Genomic DNA, 19,708 nt, shown 5'->3' with positions numbered 1-19,708 from the left:
GATGGTACTGCAGGGGGGACCCTGTGGGAGAGTAGGACGCCGCCGAACAAATTGTGAATGTGGGGAGCCCCGCACCGTATGGTGCGGGGCTTTCCGCATTTCCGGACCCTGTCTCAGGAGTGGTCTGTGTTCGGTGGGTGCAGGGTGAGTGTGGCGATGGCGCCCCCGTCGGGGGCGTTGGCGAAGTGGAGGGTGGCGCCGAGGACGCGGGCCTGGCCTTGGGCGATGGTGAGACCGAGGCCGTGTCCGCCGGTTGTCTTGTTGTGCTGGGGGCGGGTGCGGAAGCGTTGGGGGCCTTCGGTGAGGAGCTCGTCGGGGTAGCCGTTGCCGTGGTCGCGGACGGAGATGCGGGGGCCGTCGATGGTGAGGGTGACCGGGGCGCGGCCGTGTTTGTGCGCGTTGACGATCAGGTTGGCGAGGACGCGTTGGAGCCGGCGTTGGTCGGTTTCGATGTGGCAGTCGTTGAGGATGCGGACGGTGGTGGGCAGGGCGGTGGCGTGGACGGTGCGGTGGGCGAGGGGGCCGAGTTGGTGGGTGTCGAGTTCGGCCTGTTCGACTTCGGCGTCGAGTCGGGAGATTTCGAGGAGGTCCTCGGTCAGGCGGCGCATGGCGTGGACGCGTTCTTGGACCATCTCGGTGGGGCGCCCGGGCGGGAGGAGTTCGGCGGCGGTGTGCAGGCCGGTGAGGGGCGTGCGGAGTTCGTGGGCGACGTCGGCGGTGAAGCGTTGTTCGCTGTGGAGCTTGCTCTGGAGGCTGGCGGCCATGGCGTCGAGGGCTGCGGCGACGGCGGCGGTCTCGTCGCGGGTGTAGGCCGGGTGGTGGGCGCGGGGGTCGTCGACGCGGGCATCGAGGTCGCCAGTGCTGATGCGGCGGGCGATGTGGGCGGTGCGGTCGAGGCGCCGGGTGACGTTTTGGGTGGCGTAGAGGCCGATGAGGAGGGTGAGGGTGATGGCGACGGCGGCGGAGCCGATGATGGCCTGGTCGAGGCCGCGGATGACGGCGGCGCGAGGGGCGTAGTCCTGGTGAATGGCGAGGGTCTTGCCGTCGGCGGGGGTGGCTGCCCACATGACGGGGGTGCCGTCGTGGTCGGCTAGTTGGGTGGCACGTTGGCCGTGTTGGGTCAGGGCGCGCAGGGCGGGTGGGAGGTCGGGTGGGTCGAGGCGGGCGTTGGGGCCGAGGGGTTCGCCAGTGGTGTAGGCCTTGACGGTGGTGTCGAGTTGGGTGAGGGCGGCGTTGCGGGCCTGGTTTTCGCTTTGGCGGCTGACCAGGACATGGACGAGTACGCCGAGGACGGTGGCCAGCAGGCAGCACATCACGGTGATGAACAGGGCGGCTTTCCAGCGCAGTGTCGCGGTGAAGGAGGGCAGGCGCAGCCGTCGGCGGGTGTCTGTTCGCGGGGTGCGGGCGCTCATCGTGCGGCCTTCGGGGAGGGGGAACCGGAAGGGGAGGGGCGGCGCGCGTCGTACTCCGTGATCCGCAGTCCCATGGACTGCTCGCGTTCGTTCCAGGAGTAGACCGTGCGCTGTTCGTAGCCGGCCGAGCCGCTGGGCTCGCGCAGGATCACGTCCCGGCCCGTGACCTCCACCGACAGCGGCCGGGCGAAGGTGTCCAGGATTCGTACCACCTGCCCGTCCTTGACCATGAAGGCCCAGATGGTCACCTCGCTCTGCCCCTTGACGCCGACGATCAGTTCGTCTTTCCCGTCACCGTTGAGGTCCCGGTACCGGGGAGCCCGTACCGGACACGCGTTGTCGTGCTGCCGCTCCGCCGTACACCGCTTGATCCTTTGCGTGGTGTCCTGGTCGAACGGCAGTGCGTTGTTCATCGTGACACCCACGGTGGCCTGTGCTTTGACGATGCCGAGCCACGATGCCTGGTGAATGTCGCCGGACGGCACCTTCGGCACTCCGCGCAGCGGAGTGGGGTGGGCGTCGGACTCCTTCTGACTGGGCGAGGGTGCCTGCGCGGGTTCCTGCCACAGCCGCGCCGGCGCGGAGGCGGCCTGCGTCTGCCCGGCGCTCTTGGGCGCCCCGGTCTGCGTACAGCCGCTCAGCAGCGCGGCAGCCGTCCCCGCGGCGAGGAGCGCCGGCCAGGTCCGTACGTGGCCGGTGGGTGGCCGGAGGTGGGGGAGGAGCACATCGTTTCCCGTCGGTGGTGCGCGGGCGCGGGCCGGAGGACCCACGTCGTCACGATGCTGGCTGTCCTCTGTTGCGGCAATCCGGCAGCTGTGTAACGCCCACCCATAAGGGTTCGAACGGTGCCGTTACCGCGCCGTGCGCCGGGGGTCAGAAGCCCGGCGGGGTTTCCGACCAGACACAGACCGCCGGGACCGGGCCCGGGTTGCGGTAGCGGTGGGGAGTGGAGGACTCGAAGCTGACGCTGTCGCCGGGGCGCAGGTGGTAGTGGACTCCGTCGACCCAGTAGTCGAGCTCGCCGCTGAGGAGGAGCCCGACCTCTTCGCCCGAGTGGGTGTGCGGCTGGTCTCCGGACGACGCGCCCGGAGCCACCTCAAGGATCATCATTTCGAGCCGGCCGACGGGGTTGGGGTTGAGGAGGGTGTAGGTGATCCCTTCCACTCCCGCGCGCGTGAGCTCCACCCGCTGGTCCGGCCGGGTCAGGACCCGGTGTTCGCGATCGATGTCTGCGAAGAGGCGGCTGAGGGAGACCCCCAGGGCGCTGACGATCGTGCGGAGGGTGTTGATGGTGGGGCTGTTGACGTTGCGCTCGATGTTGCTGAGGTAGCTGCGTGACAGACCTGTCTTCTCGGCCAGCTTCTCCAGGGTGTAGCCCCTGTTCAGACGCTCGCGGCGCAGGTGCCGGCCAATGCCGGGGTCGCCAGGCGCCGGCTCTTCGGCATGCAGGTGATCGTCGGCGGTCACAGTCACCCCTTGTCCAGTAAATGATGCGTTGCATCGAGCATACTGGACACGCTTGTCCGTCACCCTTCACGCTTCACCTCACAGAGGACCGGTACCGAATGAACCAGCCCTACGCCGCATTCGCCCACCTCCCCACGCCCGACCTGCCTCAGCTGCGGCTCGGCCTGCGCGCGCTGGAGCACAACGTACGGCTCATGGCCGACTGGTGCCGCGAGCGGGGAGTGGAGTTGGCGCCGCACATCAAGACCACGATGACCAGGCCCGTCGTGGAGCGGCAGATGGCAGCGGGAGCGTGGGGCGTCACCGTCGCCACGGTGCGGCAGGCAGGCATGGCGCTGGAGTGGGGGCTGCGCCGCATCGTGATCGCCAACGAGGTGGTCCACGGTCCCGGCCTCGCCCTCGTACGGCAATGGCTGGACGCGCTGCCCGGCCTCGAACTCTTTTGCTTCGTCGACTCGGCGGCCGGAGCCGGGCTCGCACGGTCCGCCATGGACGGCGCGACCAACCCCCTGCGCGTACTCGTCGACGTGGGTGCTCCGGGAGGGCGTACCGGTGTCCGGGAGGCCGAGGCGGCGTACGCGCTCGGCAAGGCCGTAGCCGAGGCGCCGTCGGGACTGCTCCTGGCGGGTGTCGCGGGTTACGAGGGAATCCGGCCCAACCGCCGGGACGCCGAAACGGTCGCGGGCGTCGACCGCCACTGCCGCCAGGCAGCCGAGGTGTTCCACGGCCTGGCGCCACTGATCCAGGCCGAGCGGCCCGTTTTCAGCATGGGCGGGTCGGCCTTCCCCGACCGGGCCGTCGCCGCCCATCAGGAAGCCGCCGCCCATCAGGAAGCCGCCGGGCAACTCGGCGGCTCAGACGCGGTGTTCGTGCTGCGGTCGGGCTGTTACGTCACGCACGACCACGGCACGTACGAACACGTCTCGCCCTTCCCCGGACTGGAAGCGGCACTGACTGTACGCGCAGTCGTCCTGTCTGCCCCGGAGCCGGGGCTGGTCGTCGTCGGCGCGGGCAAACGCGAACTGCCCTACGACGCGGGGCTGCCGGTCCTGGTTGGTGCCTGTGACCCGCAAGGCGTGCCTCGGCCGGCCGCGACGGGTACGGCGGCCCAGATCTTCGACCACCACCTGGTCCTGAGCGACGCCCACGGCCTGTACGTCGGCGACGAAGTCGACCTCGGCATCTCCCACCCGTGCTCCGCGTTCGACAAATGGCCCGACATCACGGTCGTCGACCACGAAGGCGCCGCCCCGCAGGTGTGGCATCCGCGTTTCCGGTGAGCGGCCGTACGGGGGAGCCCGGCCGCCTACAGGCCGAGGTCCAGGGCCAGGCAGGAGAAGTGGTTCCACGACCCTTCCGGGGTGTACGTGCCCGGCGCGCGGGTTTCCTGTGAGGGCTTCTCCGTGACCATGTTCTCGTACGGGATGCGCTCGGGCAGCTTGCCGAACTTCGTGTGCCGGGCGGCTGCCGCGCCGTCCGTCGTCCTGTCGGTGTTCACCGTCGGCCTCCACTGCTGTGGTGGTGGGTTGGGCTCTCCATCGGCCTGGTGCGGGCCGTGTTGGTGACTCTCGCACCCGTTGCGTCACCAGTCAAGGGGGTGACGGTGAAGTGCTATAGGCTCCCGCGCGGCCGACCGGCCCGGAGTCGACCGGCCGGCCCGGAGTTGCTCGACCGGCCCGGAGTTGCCCGGCCGGTCAGCGGGAGGTCGTGGCGGGTGCGCTCTTCTTGCGTGCGCGGTAGGCGGCGGCCTTGATCTTGTTGCCGCAGGACTCCATGCCGCACCACTGCCGCCGCATGCCACGGGAGCGGTCGATGTAGACGCGCGTGCACTCGGGGTTGCCGCATTCCTTGAGCAGGGGCACGTCCTGCCCGCTCAGCAGTTCCACCGCCTGGCGGGCCACGGCGGACAGCGCTTCCTCGGAGCTGGCGTCGGTCCGGCGCCCCGCGTTCGTGAGCTGCGGGGCCGCGGTGGGCTTGCGCGCGGCCCCGTTGAGTACGTCCAGGGCGCGGTCGCCGAACGCCTCGCCGAGGCGGCGGGCGGTGATCAGCTCGTAGACCGCTTCCCGTACGGCCCTCGCGCGCTCGACGTCGGCGGGCCGGGCGGGCGTCACGGAGTCCGCGATCCCGGACTCCAGGTACCACGCGTCCAGCCGCTCCGGTGCCGCGAACATCTCGAAGCGCACGGAGCGCCGGGCCCGGAGCGTCGCGGCGAAGTCGAGGGCGGGGTGGCCGCAGACGAAGACGTGATCGAGATTCACAGTCACCATTCTGGCGGGTGACTATGGGTGCGGCAAGGCACGTCGGCAGGGCTGCCCGGGGCGCGCAGTCGCAGTCGGCGGCCCTGCCAGCGTGCGCGCAGCCACCGGTCGTGACTGGCAAGGACGATCGCGCCGGGACCGGCACCGAGGGCGTCTTCGAGCTCGTCGCACAGGCGCGGGGACAGGTGGTTCGTGGGCTCGTCGAGCAGCAGGAGTTGCGGCGGGCGCGCCACCAGGAGGGCCAGTGCGAGACGGCGGCGCTGACCGACCGACAGCTGTCCCACGGGCTTGCCGAGATCAGCGGGGCGCAGCAGCCCCAGCGAGCCCAGCGGGACCGCCTCCGCCCGCTCGGCGCCCAGCGCGTGCGTATAGGTGTCGCGCACCGTGCGGTCCGGGCGCTCGAACACGGTGTCCTGCGTCAGCAGTCCCACGGAAAGGCCCGGCCGCCTGCGTATCCCGCCCTCGGCACGGAGCCGCCCGGCCAGCAGCGACAGCAGGGTCGACTTTCCCGAGCCGTTGTCTCCCGTGACCAGGAGGCGGTCCCCTGGCGGGATGTCCAGGTGGGCGATGCTCAGTCGGCCGGGCACACGCGCGTCGCGCAGCGCGACGAGATTGCTGTCGGCGGGGGCGGGGGCCGGTCCTGCCGCGGATTCCTCCGGTGGTTCGACGGCCAGCGTGGTGGCGTGCAGGCGCAAGGGCCGGGGCGGTTCGCCGACCTGGGTCCGCTCCAGTTCGCCGAGCCGGCGGGTGGCGTTGCGTACCCGTCGGGAGACTTGCTGCTGCACCCGCCCGGCCCGGTGGCCGTAGCCCATCTTCTCGTTGTCCCGCGGCCCGCGGTCCGGGGCGACGCGGTGCGCGGTCACCCCGGCCGAGCGGCGCAGCGCTTCCAGTTCCTCCTGCTCCTCCGCGTACCTGCGCTCCCAGCGCTCCCGCTCCGCCCGCTTCTCGGCCAGGTAGGCGCTGTAGTTCCCGCCGTAGCGCACGGGGCCGTCGACGGCCGGGTCGAGGTCGATCAGGTCGGTGCAGACGGCGTCGAGGAACGCCCGGTCGTGGCTGGCCGTCACGACGACGCCGGGCAGTTCGCGGATCTGGTTCTCGACGAAGGCGGCCGCCTCGTCGTCGAGGTGGTTGGTCGGCTCGTCCAGCAGGAGCGCCGCGGGGCGGCGGACGAGGAGCGCTGCCAGGGCCAGCCGGCCGCGCTGTCCGCCGGACAAGGAGCCGAGGGTCCGGTCGTGGGCGAAGCCGCCGAGGCCGAGCCCGTCGAGGACGATCGCGGCCCGCCGGTCGGCGTCCCAGGCTTCCCGCTCCTGGGCCTGTTCAAGCCGCTGTCCGTACGCGTCCAGCAGCTCGGCGTATCCGGGGCGGTCGTCCGGGGTGTCGGCGAGCAGCCGGGTGAGCCGGTCGAGTTCGGCGAGGTCGGTGCGGGCCTCCCGCAGGGCGTCGTCCAGTACGCGGGCCATGGTCGCGTCGCTGTCGAACGGCATCTCCTGTTGCAGGAACCCCAGGTCGGACGGGCGTGTGACCTGGCCGGCGTCGGGTTCGTCCGCTCCCGCGAGCAGACGCAGCAGTGTCGACTTGCCGACACCGTTCTCGCCGATCAGCCCCACGCGCCGGCCGGGGGAGACGGTGAGGGAGACGCCGTCGAGGACCCGTCGGGTCCCCAGCGTACGGACGAGGTCGTGGGCGAGCAGGGCAGGTCGGGGCATGGTGGACCACCTGGTGTGAGTGAGGGTGAACGGCCCGCCGGGTGGCATACCTCGGCGGGCCCGGCCGTGTTCCGGCGCGTCACACCTCGGGGGCCGCCGTCTCGCGCAGCGTGCCGTCGGCCAGCCGCAGCCAACGGCCGATGCCGATGCGGGAGAGGAAGCGTTCGTCGTGGCTGACGACGACGAACGCCCCCTGATAAGAGGCGAGCGCGCTCTCCAACTGCCCGGCGCTGACCAGGTCGAGGTTGTTCGTCGGCTCGTCCAGGAGCAGGAGCTGCGGGGCCGGTTCGGCGCACAGCACACAGGCCAGAGTGGCGCGCAGCCGCTCACCGCCGGACAGCACACGCACCGGCAGATGGGCACGAGGGCCCCGGAAGAGGAAGCGGGCAAGCAGGTTCATCCGCTCCGCCTCCGTACGGTGCGGGGCGGACGCGGCGAAGTTCTCGGCCACCGTCCGGTCGAGGTCGAGTACGTCAAGGCGCTGCGAGAGGTAGGCGATCCGGCTGTCGGCCCGCTTGATCTGCCCCGCGTCGGGTTCGAGGTCGCCGTACAGCAGGCGCAGCAACGTGGTCTTGCCGACGCCGTTGGGGCCGGTCAGCGCGATGCGTTCGGGGCCCCGGATCGTCAGATCGACCCCGCCGGCCGCGAACAGGGGCCGCGCGCCGTGGCTGACGCGGAGGCCCTCGCCGAGGAACAGGTTGCGGCCCGCCGGCACGTTGGTGTCGGGCAGGTCCAGCGTGATGCGCTGCTCGTCGCGCACGGCACGCCCCGCCTCGTCCAGGCGGGCCTTGGCCTCGCTGACCCGGGAGGCGTGCATCTGGCCCGTCCGGCCGGCCGACTCCTGGGCGCCGCGCTTCATGTTCCCGGCGAAGATGCGGGGCAGGCCCGCGTTCTTGAGGTTGCGGGAGGCGTTGTTCGCCCGGCGGTCGGCGCGCTCGCGGGCCTGCTGCAACTCGCGCTTCTCGCGCTTGAGTTCCTGCTCGGCGTTGCGGACGTTCTTCTCGGCGGCCTCCTGTTCGGCCTGCACGGCTTCCTCGTACGCGGTGAAGTTGCCGCCGTACAGGCGCAGCGATCCGCGGTCGAGTTCGGCGATGCGGTCCATACGGTCGAGGAGCGCGCGGTCGTGGCTGACGAGGAGCAGACAGCCGTGCCAGTCCTCCAGCACGTCGTAGAGCTTGTGGCGCGCGTCGAGGTCGAGGTTGTTCGTCGGCTCGTCGAGCAGCAGGACGTCGGGCCGCTTGAGCAGCTGCGCCGCCAGGCCGAGCGAGACGACCTGGCCGCCGCTGAGCGTGCTCAGGCCGCGATCGAGGGTCAGCTCCGTGAGGCCGAGCCGGTCGAGCTGGGCGCGCGTGCGTTCCTCGATGTCCCAGTCGTCGCCGATGGTCGCGAAGTGCTCCTCGCTCACGTCACCGGACTCCACGGCGTCCAGGGCCCGGATCACCTCGGCGACGCCCAGCACCTCGGCGACGGTGAGGCCGGCGGCGAGGGGGAGGCTCTGGGGGAGGTAGCCGAGGACGCCGGAGACGGACACGGACCCGCCGGCGGGCCGCAGCACGCCGGCGATCAGCTTGAGCAGGGTGCTCTTGCCGGACCCGTTGGGCGCGACCAGGCCCGTACGGCCGGGTGCCACGGTGAAGGAGAGGTCCTGGAAGACGGGGGTGTCGTCGGGCCAGGAGAAGGACAGGTTCGAGCAGACGACGGAAGCGTCGGACATGGGGATACCTCGGAGAAACACCACGGGCCCGGCGGACACCGGTACCCGGGAGGGCGGGCTGGAGGGCACGACAAGGCGGCCACCACGGCGGTGCTTCCACGCACCGGCCGGCGGCCGTCAGGTCCGGGTATCACCCGGAGATGTCTTCGTCACCCGCCACAGCTGCATCTCCTCGATCCGAGATCACGTCCCCGCCAGGTTAACAGCAGCACGTGATCACCGTGCGGAATATTTCCCCGGGCCGGAACGGTGCGGCGTACGGCCCGCGAGCCCCCCCGGCCCGGCTTCTGAGCACAGCGCACCGTGGGTTGCGGGCCGCGTGCGCGAGCACTTCTCTGGGAGGCGGAAACGGAGTACAAGAATTTTTCGCCGGTCGTGTCGAGAACTCCCCGCCCGCTCCGACGTCTCGTCCGAGAGGTGCCGACACGGGCGCCCACCCCGAAGGAGAGGCAGCGCAATGAAGTACATGATGATGGTCCTCGCCAGCCAGGCCGACTACGACGCGCAGAGCGGCAAGGGGACCGAGGGCGCCCCCGAGTGGTCCCAGAAGGACCTTCAGGCGATGTTCGACCACATGGGCGCCATCAACAACGACCTCGCCGAGTCCGGCGAACTGATCGACGCCCAGGGCCTGGCCGAGCCCGCGCAGACCCGGCTGATCTCCCGCGGCAAGAACGGTGTCGAGATCACCGACGGGCCGTACGGCGAGACCAAGGAGATGCTGGCCGGCTACTGGCTCCTGGACTGCGCCAGCTTCGAGCGGGTCACCGAGATCGCGGCCCGCGTCCTCGAATGCCCGGTACCCGCGAACTCCCCCGACTACCCGATCGTCGTGCGCCCCATCGGCGAGGTGCCGGACACGATCGAGGGCTGAACGGAACGGGACCGGAGGGCAGAGACGGTGGGACACCCCCGCCGCGACGACTCCGAGGACCTGCGCCGCCTGGCGCCGCAGGTCCTCGGCGCGCTCGTACGGCGCTACGGACACTTCGACACCGCCGAGGACGCCGTACAGGAAGCGCTGCTGGCGGCGTCCGAGCAGTGGCCCCGCCAGGGCCGCCCCGCCAACCCGCGCGGCTGGCTGATCAAGGTCGCGGCCCGCCGCCTGACCGACCTGCTGCGCAGCGAGGAGGCCCGGCGCCGCCGCGAGGAGAGCGCCGCCCGGCTCACCCCGCGCGACGCCTGGCACGCGCCGCCACCCGGCGAAAGCCGCCTCCCCACCGAGGACGACACGCTGACCCTGCTGTTCCTGTGCTGCCACCCCGCGCTGAGCGAAACCCTGCAGACCGCGCTCACCCTGCGCGCCGTCGGCGGGCTGACCACCGCCGAGATCGCCCGCGCCCACCTGGTCCCGGAGGCGACGATGGCCCAGCGGATCAGCCGGGCCAAGCAGCGGATCAGGACGGCCGGTGGCCACTTCCGCTTCGAGCAGCCCGCCGGCCGGGAACGCGCCGCCCGGCTGACGGCCGTCCTCAAGGTCCTGTACCTGATCTTCAACGAGGGGTATACGGCGACCTCCGGCCCCAGTCTCCAGCGCGCCGACCTGGCCGCCGAGGCCATCCGCCTGACCCGCGCGGCCGTGCGGCTGCTGCCCGGCGACGGCGAGACGGCCGGGCTGCTGGCCCTGATGCTGCTGACCGACGCGCGCCGCGCCGCCCGCACCGGTGCCGACGGTTCACTGGTTCCGCTGGCCGAGCAGGACCGCGGGCGCTGGGACAAGGCGGCCATCGACGAGGGCGTGGCCCTGATCACCGGCGCGCTGCGCTCCCCGGCCCCCGTCGGCCCGTACCAGCTCCAGGCCGCCATCGCGGCCGTACACGGCGAGGCCCCCAGCACCGGGGAAACCGACTGGCCGCAGATCTGCGCCCTCTACACCGTCCTGCGACGCCTCGCACCGAGCCCCGTGGTCACTCTCAACCACGCCGTCGCGACCGCGATGGCACACGGCCCGCAGGCCGGTCTGGATATGCTGCGCACCCTGGAGGAGGACGACCGGATGCAGGGCCACCACCGGCTTCAAGCAGTACGCGGCCACCTGCTGGAGATGGCCGGTCGGCACGAAGAGGCGCGCACAGCCTACGAGTTGGCAGCCGACCTGACCCTCAGCCTCCCTGAAAAACGCTACCTGCGCTCCCGAGCGGCCCGCCTGGAATGACGAGACGCCCGCCCCGCCCGGCGGCTCCGGCCGCCCTACGGGAACCGGCGCCAGAAATCGAGGGCGTGCTCCCGGGCGTAGTCGACCGGGCCGATCCGGTCCGGCGCCAGTGACTGGGTGTACGGACGCCCGCCCGCGCCCCGGTACGGACGCCAGACCGGAAGGCGGGGCCCATTGGGCGTGCCGGTGCGGGCGAAGGCGGCCCACTGGTCGGTCATGGTGTCCGACAGCCACCGCTGCGCCGCCGTGAAGCGCTTGCCGGCCTCCGGCTCCTCGAACAGGTAGGGCGTGTCACCCGCGTGATAGGCGCCGAAGTCGAAGCGGCCCGGCAGCGGGAGGTACAGGGGGGCGTTGCGGTCGGCGAACTCGTAGGCGTACGTCGGAACGCGCCGCGAGAGCGCCGCGTGCTGCGCGTGGGTGCCCCGGGCCCACATCCGGTCGGTGACGACGGCCGCCCAGGCGATGGCCGGTGACGGGAACTGCGTCAGCGGATACTGCGCGCGCACCGCGCCCGCGCGGCTGCCGAACGCCTTCGTGAGCGCCCGCCCGTAGTCCTCCTCGGTGAACCGCTTGCCGACGGCGTCGTACAACAACCCCACGAACGTGCGGTGTTCGTCGCGGGTCCCGCCCGACAGCACCGGTACGCGGTGGAAGCGCCCCTCGCGCAAGGACCGGGCCGGCAGGCGAGGCAGCGTCTCGTTGCCGTAGGCGAAGATCTGGAAGGCGTTCATGATGTACGGAATCCGGAGGATGTTCTTGACGGGCAGGGCTCGCAGGCACCGCAGCGTGCGCGCGGGGTCGGGCGCCGCGCACCCGAGCGACGAGGTCATCTCCGCGCCGATCTCCTCCGCCTCCCGGGCCGTGCGCCAGACGAACCACGGGTAACCGGGCACGTCCGGGCCCATCGCCCCGGCCGGCATGTCCATCATGCCCTCGCCGCTCGCCAGCACGGCCCGGTGGAAGAGGCCGCGCGCCCCGGGGGAGGTGAGGTGTCCCGCGATGGCCGAGGCGCCGAACGAGGAGCCCGCCACCGTCACGCGCGTGGCGTCGCCCCCGAAGGCGGCCGCGTTGCGCCGCACCCAGCGCAACGCGGCCTGCTGGTCCTGGAGCCCGAAGGTCCCCGAGCCCCGCAGCCCCGGGTGTGCGAAGCCGCCGAAGATCCCCAGCCGGTAGTTGACGGTGACGACCACGACGCCACGGCCGGCCAGCCGGCGCGCATCGAAGAAACTGCCCGCGCCGACCGTTCCGTCACCGTGGATCCACACCAGTACGGGGGCGGGGCGGTGCCGTACGACGGCGGGCGCGGTGACGTTCAGGACCAGGCAGTCCTCCTCCTCGCTGGACACCTGCGCGTACTGGGACGGCACCTGCGGACACAACGGCCCCGGCCTGGCCGCGTCCCTGACCCCCTGCCACGGCCGCACCGGACGCGGAGCCGCCCACCGGTACGCACCCTTGGGGGCCCCGGCATACGGGATGCCCTGGAAGATCCGGTGCCGCGCGGACCGCACGCCCCGCACCAGACCGGCATCGGTCCGTACGGTCACCCGCTCCTCCACCGCCCCGCCGCCCGGCCGCACCCCGCCGGGCACCGCCGACGCGACGGCCCCCGCACTCAGGAAAACCGCCGCCACCGCGACTCCGACCAGTCTCCTCGGCCCGCTCCGAACCCACATGACCCGCTCCCCTCCCACCCACCCATCGGCCGACTGGCCGACCGATCGACCGACACGGCAACGGCGGCGACAACCGCCCGGACACGTGCGCCCCCGGATGCGCGCCACTCGGTCACCCCTACAGGGGGCAAGTCGCACATGCATCCGACAGAAACGCCGTTTTCTCTGAAGGCGCGCGATCGCATCTGGCAGCTGCCAAAGGCGATCACGCGCCTCAAGGGCAGAGCCGCTTCACAGGGAAGCGGCCGACCTTCGGGAGTCCTCATGGCGCCGACCGCACCCGACTTCGGACCACGCATCGACCCGTACGCGCCGTACGACCCGCAGCGCGACTGCGACCCCGCCGCCAAGCCCGGCGTCGCCGGCTTCCGCGACCTCGTCCTCACCGCCTACGCGGGCACCCGGGACCTGGGCATCAGCCGGTCCTGCGGCAGCGGCGGCCAGAGCGAGCACAAGGAAGGCCGGGCCTGGGACTGGGGCGTCGAGGTCAACGGCCAGGCCCACCTGGCGGACGACTTGATCGACTGGCTGCATGCCACCGACCGGCACGGCAATCCCCACGCACTGGCCCGCCGCCTCGGCATCATGTACATGATCTGGAACCGGCGCATCTGGATGGCGAACCGCCCCGACGCCGGCTGGCAGCCGTACCGGGGCAGCAACCCGCACACCAACCACATCCACTTCAGCTTCTCCTGGCCCGGCGCCCGCAAGGAAACCACCTGGTGGACGGACGCGGCACCCAGTACGAGCCCCCGGGTGAGTGTGGGGGTGCCGTCGGTGGTGGACACGGGTTCGGGGATGGTCATTTTTGGTGTGGGTGGGGCGGGGTCGGGGGCGGGTGAGGTGGTGCATCGTTGGCAGAGTGTGGCTGGTGGTGCGTGGTCGGGGTGGACGCCGTTGGGGCGGCCTGCGGGGGGTGCGGTGGGTCGGCCGTGGGTTTTGGTGGGGCGGTACGGCAAGTTGGTGGTGTTTGTGCGTGGTGATGATGGGGCGTTGTGGCATACGTGGCAGTCGGAGGCTGGTGAGTGGGTGCCGAATTGGGTGTCGTTGGGCGGGCGTGTAGCGAGTGACCCTGCGGTGGTGCTGAGTCCGAATGGTGCGTTGTCTGTGTTCGCTCGGGATCCGGGTGGGCGGGTGACGCATACGTGGCAGCGGGGGCCGGAGCAGGGCTACGGCTGGAACGACACGTGGGCGGACATGGAGGGATCCGTGCGTGGTCGGCCTGTTGTCGTGGTGGGCCGGGACGGCGGGATGGTGCTCTTCGCGCGTGGCGCTGACGACGGTCTGCATCATCGTTGGCAGACGGGGACGGGTGGGCCGTGGTCTGCCTGGACGCCGTTGGGCGGTCGGCTGGCGAGTGATCCGGCTGTCGTTCTGAGTCCGAATGGTGCGTTGTCGGTGTTCGCCCGCGGCCTGGATGGGCGGGTGACGCATACGTGGCAGCGGGGTCCGGAGCAGGGCTACGGCTGGAATGACGCGTGGGCCGACATGGAGGGGGCCGTCCAGGGGCGGCCGACCGTTCTCGTCGGGCGTGATGGCGGGATGGTGCTGTTCGCGCGTGGCGCCGATGACGGTCTGCATCATCGTTGGCAGACAGGGACGGGCGGTCCGTGGTCCGCTTGGTCGCCGTTGCACGGGCGTCTCAGTAGTGATCCGGCCGTGGTTCTCAATCCGCACGGTTCCCTTTCTGCTTTCGGGCGGGAGGCGAACGGGCACGTCACTCACACCTGGCAGCGCGGGCCCGAGCAGGGCCATGCCTGGAACGACACCTGGGTCGACATGGAAGGCGACCTGGCCAACGACCCACCCGAGGCCGCTGCCACCGACTCGCCGCTCGCCCAGACCCCCACCGCGACACCCGCGTAGACAGTAGACAGGAGAATCGTCATGGCACCCTGCCCCGTTCCACCGAACCATGATCTGGAAGTCACCAAGGCCGTCTACCTCGTCGGACGCGACCTCGGTGTCTCCGACAAGGTGATGCTCGCCGGCTTCGAAGCCGGCTGGGTCGAGTCACACATGAACAACCTCCCGTGCGGTGACCGGGATTCGCTCGGGGTGTTCCAGCAACGGCCCAGCCAGGGCTGGGGCACACCGCAAGAGATCATGCAGGTGCCTTACGCGGCCACCCAGTTCTTCACCCGGGCCGTTCGCGTCGCGGAGCAGAACCCCCAACTGACCGCAGGTCAGACGGCACAGCGAGTACAGCGCTCCGCGTTTCCCGACCGCTACGACGAGGTCGAGGCCAAGGCGCGGGAACTCCTCGAAGAGGCGCGGAACGCGGTGGGCCATGTCCCGCAGACGGCGGCCCGGGTGAGCGTGGGGGTGCCGTCGGTGGTGGACACGGGCTCGGGGATGGTCGTCTTCGGTGTGGGTGGGGCGGGCTCGGGGGCGGGTGAGGTGGTGCATCGTTGGCAGAGTGTGGCTGGTGGTGCGTGGTCGGGGTGGACGCCGTTGGGGCGGCCTGCGGGGGGTGCGGTGGGTCGGCCGTGGGTTTTGGTGGGGCGGTACGGCAAGTTGGTGGTGTTTGTGCGTGGTGATGATGGGGCGTTGTGGCATACGTGGCAGTCGGAGGCTGGTGAGTGGGCGCCGAATTGGGTGTCGTTGGGCGGGCGTGTAGCGAGTGACCCTGCGGTGGTGCTGAGTCCGAATGGCGCGTTGTCGGTGTTCGCCCGGGATCCGGGTGGGCGGGTGACGCATACATGGCAGCGGGGGCCGGAGCAGGGTTATGCGTGGCATGACGCGTGGGTGGACATGGAGGGGTCCGTACAGGGGCGGCCCACCGTTCTTGTCGGGCGTGATGGTGGGATGGTGTTGTTCGCGCGTGGTGCCGATGAGGGCCTGCATCATCGTTGGCAGACGGGGACGGGCGGTCCGTGGTCTGCCTGGACGCCGTTGGGCGGTCGGCTGGCGAGTGATCCGGCTGTCGTTTTGAGTCCGAATGGTGCGTTGTCGGTGTTCGCCCGCGGCCCGGGTGGGCGGGTGACGCATACGTGGCAGCGGGGTCCGGAGCAGGGCTACGGCTGGAACGACACGTGGGCCGACATGGAGGGGTCCGTCCAGGGGCGGCCGGCCGTCCTTGTCGGGCGTGATGGTGGGATGGTGTTGTTCGCGCGTGGTGCCGATGACGGTCTGCATCATCGTTGGCAGACGGGGACGGGTGGGCCGTGGTCCGCTTGGTCGCCGTTGCACGGGCGTCTCACCGGTGATCCGGCCGTGGTTCTCAATCCGCACGGTTCCCTTTCTGCTTTCGGGCGGGAGGCGAACGGGCACGTCACTCACACCTGGCAGCGCGGGCCCGAGCAGGGCCATGCCTGGAACGACACCTGGGTCGACATGGAAGGCGACCTGGCCAACGACCCACCCGAGGCCGCCGGCGCTCAGCAGCCTGCCCCGACGTTGGCTTAGACGCCGACGGCGCCGCTGGACGGCCGCCCCGCGCGCACGGGGGTGCGGGGCGGCCGTCCGGCGGTCTTTTCCCACGGGGTCACAGGCGCCACCGCACCTCGTGGTCCGGGGCATAGCGGCACATCCCGCCGGTCGACACGGCCGCTCGCAGGTGGGCCGCGAGTTCGGGGTGGTGTTCTCCCAGGCGGCGCAGGGTGTCCCGGATGCGGGCCGTGACGTTCTTACGGGCGCGGTCGGTCTCGTCGCCCAAGAGGCGGGAGCGGCCGGCCAGCCCCGCGGCCTTGCGGAGTTCGGCGAGCAGAGCTTCCCGCTCGTGGTCGTACGCTGCGGCCGCGCGGTCGTCGCCGCGTCCGGTTGCTCTGTCGATCTCCTCGTCCAGCAGGTCCAAGCGCCGCCGGTAGCGGGTCTTCGCCTCGTCGTCCAGGACCGCATCGCTTCCGAGGGCGCCCGCCGCCACTGCCATGGGCGCGCTGTCCGGGTACAGCAGGCGAACGGCCGGGACGTTCTGGCCGGGGCAGCTGAGCAGGGTGTGCAGGTCGGCCAGCCCTTTGGCGTCGGGTACGTGGACGGTGCGGCCCGCGTAGCGAAGGCGCCACACGGCGCCGTTGCGTACGAACTCCCGCTCAGGCGGGGGGACGGGGGAGCCGGTGGGCGGGGCGGGAGCGGGGAGGAGGCGGCGGGCCCGGTCGACGATGTGGGTCATGCCCAGCTCGCGGGCCTCGGCTTCGGCGTCGTGCAACAGCGCGGTGGCCCGTTCTTTGTCGTCGCGGTCCGCGCGGGCGAGCAGGGCGCAGGCCAGTTCCGTACGGGCGCGTACCGACCAGGGGCGGCCGAGGAGCCGGTCGGCCGACTGGCGGGCGGAGGTGAGGTCGCGTACCGCTGCCGCCCATCGCTCCTCGGCAGCGTGCAGCATGCCCGACCACAGGGCTGCCGGGCCGCCGATGTCCCAGCCGAACAGGGAGACCAGCCACTGCCCTCGGTACGGTGCCAAGGCGTCGTGTGCCTGTTCGCAGCGTACCGGGTCGCGGGACGCCGCCGCGCTCTGCGCCTGTAGCCGGACCCGCAGTGGAGCGATGCCGCGTTCCAGCACGCTGTCGCCGGTCGGGCCGGCGCCGGGCCATGGCACCGGGCCGCACCAGGTGGCGTCCCGTTCCAACGCGGTGAGGCTCGCCAGGACTTGGGTGTACAGGTGGTCGCGCCCGGACATCGTGCGGTGGGCGTGCTCCGCTTCCGGGAAGCTGCCTTGGAGGAGGGACAGTGCCCAGCGGTGGTGACCGATGAAGTACTGGTAGTAGTTGGCGTGGGTGCCGCTGAGGGCCAGTGTCTGTGCGAGCAGGTCGCCTGCCTCGGGGAACCGTCCCATGAACGCGTATACGACGCTGCGGTCGATGACCGAGATCATGCTAGTCCGGGGCAGTCCGCAGGCGTCGGCGCCGGCGACCATGGCGTAGAACTGCCGCAGGAACGCGGGGTCGTCCAGTTCCAGGAGGGCGACCCAGCGCATCGATGCCGCCAGGTGCTCCATCCACACGTCGGTCCGGCGGCGGGACACCTCCATCAGCTCCCCGGCCACCCGGACCCGCTGTGCGGCCGTGCCCGGTTCCCATACGGCGTGCAGGCGCGCCCACAAGCCCAGGTGCAGCGCGTCGTCGTCGGCGGCGGCGCGGGCGGCCGCCACGACGCGCCGGGCCACTCCTTCCGCCGGGCCCGCGCCGGGGGCACCGGGCTCGTCGTCCGTGGCGCGGGGTCCGGGCACCAGGACGCGGTGTGCCTCACGCATCGCCCGGGTCTTGAGCCCCGTCCGGTCGCCCCGGCCGTCCGCGCTGTGCAGGGTGAGGGCCACCCGGCCCACGAGTTCGGCGTCGCCCGTGCCGGTCGCCAGCGTGGCGGCGTCCTCGTACACCAGCCAGGAGCGTTCGTGTTCGCCGAGGAGCTGCAGTTCGGCGCCGAGGTCGAGGGCGAGCAGGACGTGGCGGCGCGGGTCGTGGGTGCCGAGCCGTTCCAGTGCGTGCCGGTAGTGCCCGACGGCCTCCTCGCTCGCCAGCCTGCTGACCGCGTGCCGGGCCGCCGCCACCAGGATGCCCACCGCCTCGCCGGCGTCGAGGTCCGGGCCGGCGAAGTAGGCGTGCCGGGCGAGGTCGGTCGGCCGGGCGCGGTCCCCGGCGCCGGCCGTGTCCCGCAGGACGCGTACGGCGGCGGCGTGCAGGTGGCGGCGCCGGTCCTCGGCCAGGCCGTCGTACAGGGCCTCCCGTACCAGGTCGTGGGTGAAGACGTACGCGTCGGCCGCCGGCGCTTCCAGCAGCCCGGCCGCGGCCGCCTCCCCGAGCAGCTTGGTGGCGAGCGGCTCAGGCGACCCGGCCGTACGGGCCAGGGCGCCCCGCTCGAACCGGCGGCCCAGCACCGCGGCGGCGCCGAGCAGCGACACGGCGGGTCCGCCGAGAAGCGACAGCCGCCGGTGCACCACGGCGCGGACCCCGGGCGCGACGGCGGCCACGGGCTGGCCAGCGGACCACAGGCGGGCCGTCTCCTCCACGAAGTACGGGTTGCCGCCGGTGCGTTCGCACACCTCGGCGGTCGTGGCGGCGTCGGGCCGGGTGCCGACCGTACGCGTGACCAGCTCCTCGACCTGCGGCGGGGTCAGGCCCGTCAGCGCGATCGTGGTGGCTTTGGCCGCGAGCCGCGGCAGCAGCGGCCGCAGGGGGTGGTCGGGCCGCTGCACCTCGACGTCCCGGTACGTACCGATCACGAGCAGCCGCTCGAACCAGGCGTGCTGTGCCGTGAACTCCAGAAGGCTCAGCGACGCGGCGTCCGCCCAGTGCAGGTCCTCCAGCACCACGGCCACGGGGCGGCTCTGCGACATGACGGTCAGCAGCGTGGTCACCGCGTCGAACAGCTCGAAGCGCACCGGGTCCCCGGTGCCCGCGCCCTCGCCCAGCAGCACGGAAAGCGCTCCACCGGCGGCCGTGGCCGCGCCCTCCCACTCCCCGGCGGTCGCGCCGCGCCGCAAGCTGCGTACGGCCTGCGTCCACGGCCAGAAGCCCGGTGTGCCGTCGGCGTCCCAGCAGGCGCCGTGCACCACCAGCATGCCGCCACGCTCCCGGGCCTCGTCCACCGCGCCGCGCACCAAGGACGTCTTGCCGATGCCGGCCTCACCCGTGACCATCACCAGCCCGCCGTGACTGGCGCGCGCCCGCTCCAGACGGGACCGCAGCACCCCTGCGCTGTGCTCCCGCCCGATCAGCGTGGTTTCCACGCGTACGTCCTCCCGAGCGTGGGTCCGCGGCTCGCGGTACCTCCGCGTCCCGGCCGCGCGCCGCGTCGGCGGTACGTCACCGTGTGCCGAAGCTGTCTTCGCTGTCTTCGCTGCCTTGATAGCCGCAGGCCGGGAGGACGCGCGGAGTTACGTACCGAAGTCACCTTCCCGAGTGCACGGGCCCGCCGGGGGCGGGGTGGGCTCGGTGCGCGCGTCCTTGACCAGGTTGTCGCAGAAGGCGGCGACGTCGTCGCCGGTGACTTCCAGGACGCCCTTGCCGGCTGCCACGCCCTCCTCGAAGAAATCGACAATTCCCGGGAGCAGTGGCCCGTCGGGCACGCGATGGTTCCGGGCCCCTTCTTCGCCGGCCAGTGCCGCACAGAAGCCCGCGATGTCGTCCCCGAGCACTTCATGAGCGCTCTGCCCGTCCGCGGCTGTTTCTTCGAGCAGCCCCAGGACACCGTCGAGAATCGGAATCAGGTTGCGCCCCGTGACGTCCGAGTAGTTCATCGCCCGCCCTCCTTGAGCTTGTCGATGCGCGAGGAGAGGTACTCCCATTTCGTCCAGAACGTCGCGAGCCTTTCGCGTCCCGCGTCGTTGAGCGCGTAGAACTTGCGCGGCGGGCCCAGTCCGGACACCCTCGCAACGCGAGCGCG

At 71.8% G+C, this 19,708-nt stretch carries 15 protein-coding genes and 1 pseudogene; 5 read left to right on the top strand and 11 right to left on the bottom strand.

The features are described from left to right. Nucleotides 1-113: 113 nt before the first annotated feature. From ACH4OW_RS34795 to ACH4OW_RS34785, 3 genes are all read right to left on the bottom strand, one after another. The gene (locus ACH4OW_RS34795; RefSeq protein WP_360140166.1) at nt 114-1,412 is read right to left on the bottom strand and encodes a HAMP domain-containing sensor histidine kinase; all 1,299 of its coding nucleotides are present in this window, start codon (nt 1,410-1,412) and stop codon (nt 114-116) included. Continuing rightward, on the bottom strand, nt 1,409-2,137 hold the full coding sequence (locus tag ACH4OW_RS34790) for a hypothetical protein (RefSeq protein WP_398032132.1): 729 nt from the start codon (nt 2,135-2,137) through the stop codon (nt 1,409-1,411). Before ACH4OW_RS34790 ends, ACH4OW_RS34795 begins: the two co-directional genes overlap by 4 nt. Nucleotides 2,138-2,285: 148 nt before the next feature. Beyond that, nucleotides 2,286-2,879 carry a cupin domain-containing protein gene (locus ACH4OW_RS34785; RefSeq protein WP_398032130.1) on the bottom strand — a complete coding sequence of 198 codons (594 nt, stop codon included), beginning with the start codon at nt 2,877-2,879 and terminating at the stop codon, nt 2,286-2,288. 98 nt (nt 2,880-2,977) lie between these two features. Between ACH4OW_RS34785 and ACH4OW_RS34780 the strand changes: the two genes are divergently transcribed. Next, the gene (locus ACH4OW_RS34780; protein WP_398032127.1) at nt 2,978-4,159 is read left to right on the top strand and encodes an alanine racemase; all 1,182 of its coding nucleotides are present in this window, start codon (nt 2,978-2,980) and stop codon (nt 4,157-4,159) included. Between the two features lie 26 nt (nt 4,160-4,185). On the opposite strand, the gene ACH4OW_RS34775 is transcribed toward ACH4OW_RS34780, so the two are convergent. From ACH4OW_RS34775 to abc-f, 4 genes are all read right to left on the bottom strand, one after another. Further along, a complete protein-coding gene (locus ACH4OW_RS34775; protein ID WP_360140178.1) occupies nt 4,186-4,377 on the bottom strand; it encodes a hypothetical protein in 192 nt (63 codons plus the stop codon). Between the two features lie 196 nt (nt 4,378-4,573). Next, entirely contained in the window at nt 4,574-5,137 is a 564-nt protein-coding gene (locus ACH4OW_RS34770) for a CGNR zinc finger domain-containing protein (RefSeq protein ID WP_398032125.1), read from the bottom strand. A 2-nt stretch (nt 5,138-5,139) separates the two neighbouring features. Then, nucleotides 5,140-6,843: an ABC-F family ATP-binding cassette domain-containing protein gene (locus ACH4OW_RS34765; protein WP_398032123.1), complete on the bottom strand. Its 1,704-nt coding sequence runs from the start codon at nt 6,841-6,843 to the stop codon at nt 5,140-5,142. Nucleotides 6,844-6,922: 79 nt separating this feature from the next. Then, nucleotides 6,923-8,557 carry a ribosomal protection-like ABC-F family protein gene (gene abc-f / locus ACH4OW_RS34760; RefSeq protein WP_398032121.1) on the bottom strand — a complete coding sequence of 545 codons (1,635 nt, stop codon included), beginning with the start codon at nt 8,555-8,557 and terminating at the stop codon, nt 6,923-6,925. A gap of 457 nt (nt 8,558-9,014) precedes the next feature. Here abc-f and ACH4OW_RS34755 point away from each other — a divergent pair, with 457 nt between their 5' ends. After that, nucleotides 9,015-9,431 (top strand): YciI family protein, encoded by a 417-nt coding sequence (locus tag ACH4OW_RS34755; RefSeq protein WP_398032118.1) that lies wholly within the window; start codon nt 9,015-9,017, stop codon nt 9,429-9,431. 27 nt (nt 9,432-9,458) lie between these two features. Then, nucleotides 9,459-10,712 (top strand): RNA polymerase sigma factor, encoded by a 1,254-nt coding sequence (locus ACH4OW_RS34750; RefSeq protein WP_398032115.1) that lies wholly within the window; start codon nt 9,459-9,461, stop codon nt 10,710-10,712. A gap of 35 nt (nt 10,713-10,747) precedes the next feature. On the opposite strand, the gene ACH4OW_RS34745 is transcribed toward ACH4OW_RS34750, so the two are convergent. After that, the gene (locus ACH4OW_RS34745; protein ID WP_398032113.1) at nt 10,748-12,388 is read right to left on the bottom strand and encodes a carboxylesterase/lipase family protein; all 1,641 of its coding nucleotides are present in this window, start codon (nt 12,386-12,388) and stop codon (nt 10,748-10,750) included. Nucleotides 12,389-12,526: 138 nt separating this feature from the next. Here ACH4OW_RS34745 and ACH4OW_RS34740 point away from each other — a divergent pair, with 138 nt between their 5' ends. Next, entirely contained in the window at nt 12,527-14,257 is a 1,731-nt protein-coding gene (locus ACH4OW_RS34740; RefSeq protein ID WP_398032111.1) for a hypothetical protein, read from the top strand. A gap of 21 nt (nt 14,258-14,278) precedes the next feature. Next, on the top strand, nt 14,279-15,799 hold the full coding sequence (locus tag ACH4OW_RS34735; protein WP_398032109.1) for a hypothetical protein: 1,521 nt from the start codon (nt 14,279-14,281) through the stop codon (nt 15,797-15,799). Between the two features lie 79 nt (nt 15,800-15,878). On the opposite strand, the gene ACH4OW_RS34730 is transcribed toward ACH4OW_RS34735, so the two are convergent. From ACH4OW_RS34730 to ACH4OW_RS34720, 3 genes and pseudogenes are all read right to left on the bottom strand, one after another. After that, on the bottom strand, nt 15,879-19,052 hold the full coding sequence (locus ACH4OW_RS34730) for an ATP-binding protein (protein ID WP_398032106.1): 3,174 nt from the start codon (nt 19,050-19,052) through the stop codon (nt 15,879-15,881). 147 nt (nt 19,053-19,199) lie between these two features. Continuing rightward, nucleotides 19,200-19,562: a DUF1048 domain-containing protein gene (locus ACH4OW_RS34725; protein ID WP_398032104.1), complete on the bottom strand. Its 363-nt coding sequence runs from the start codon at nt 19,560-19,562 to the stop codon at nt 19,200-19,202. Continuing rightward, nucleotides 19,559-19,693: pseudogene (locus ACH4OW_RS34720) on the bottom strand (PadR family transcriptional regulator); the annotation flags it as partial. The gene ACH4OW_RS34725 and the pseudogene ACH4OW_RS34720, both read right to left, overlap by 4 nt. Nucleotides 19,694-19,708: the final 15 nt, after the last annotated feature.

It is taken from the genome of Streptomyces sp. NPDC017056, from assembly GCF_044332485.1.
In the GTDB taxonomy this organism is placed as follows: Bacteria; Actinomycetota; Actinomycetes; order Streptomycetales; family Streptomycetaceae; genus Streptomyces.
Note: the sequence above shows the minus strand (reverse complement) of the source record. Positions and strands in the feature narration are given on the sequence as shown.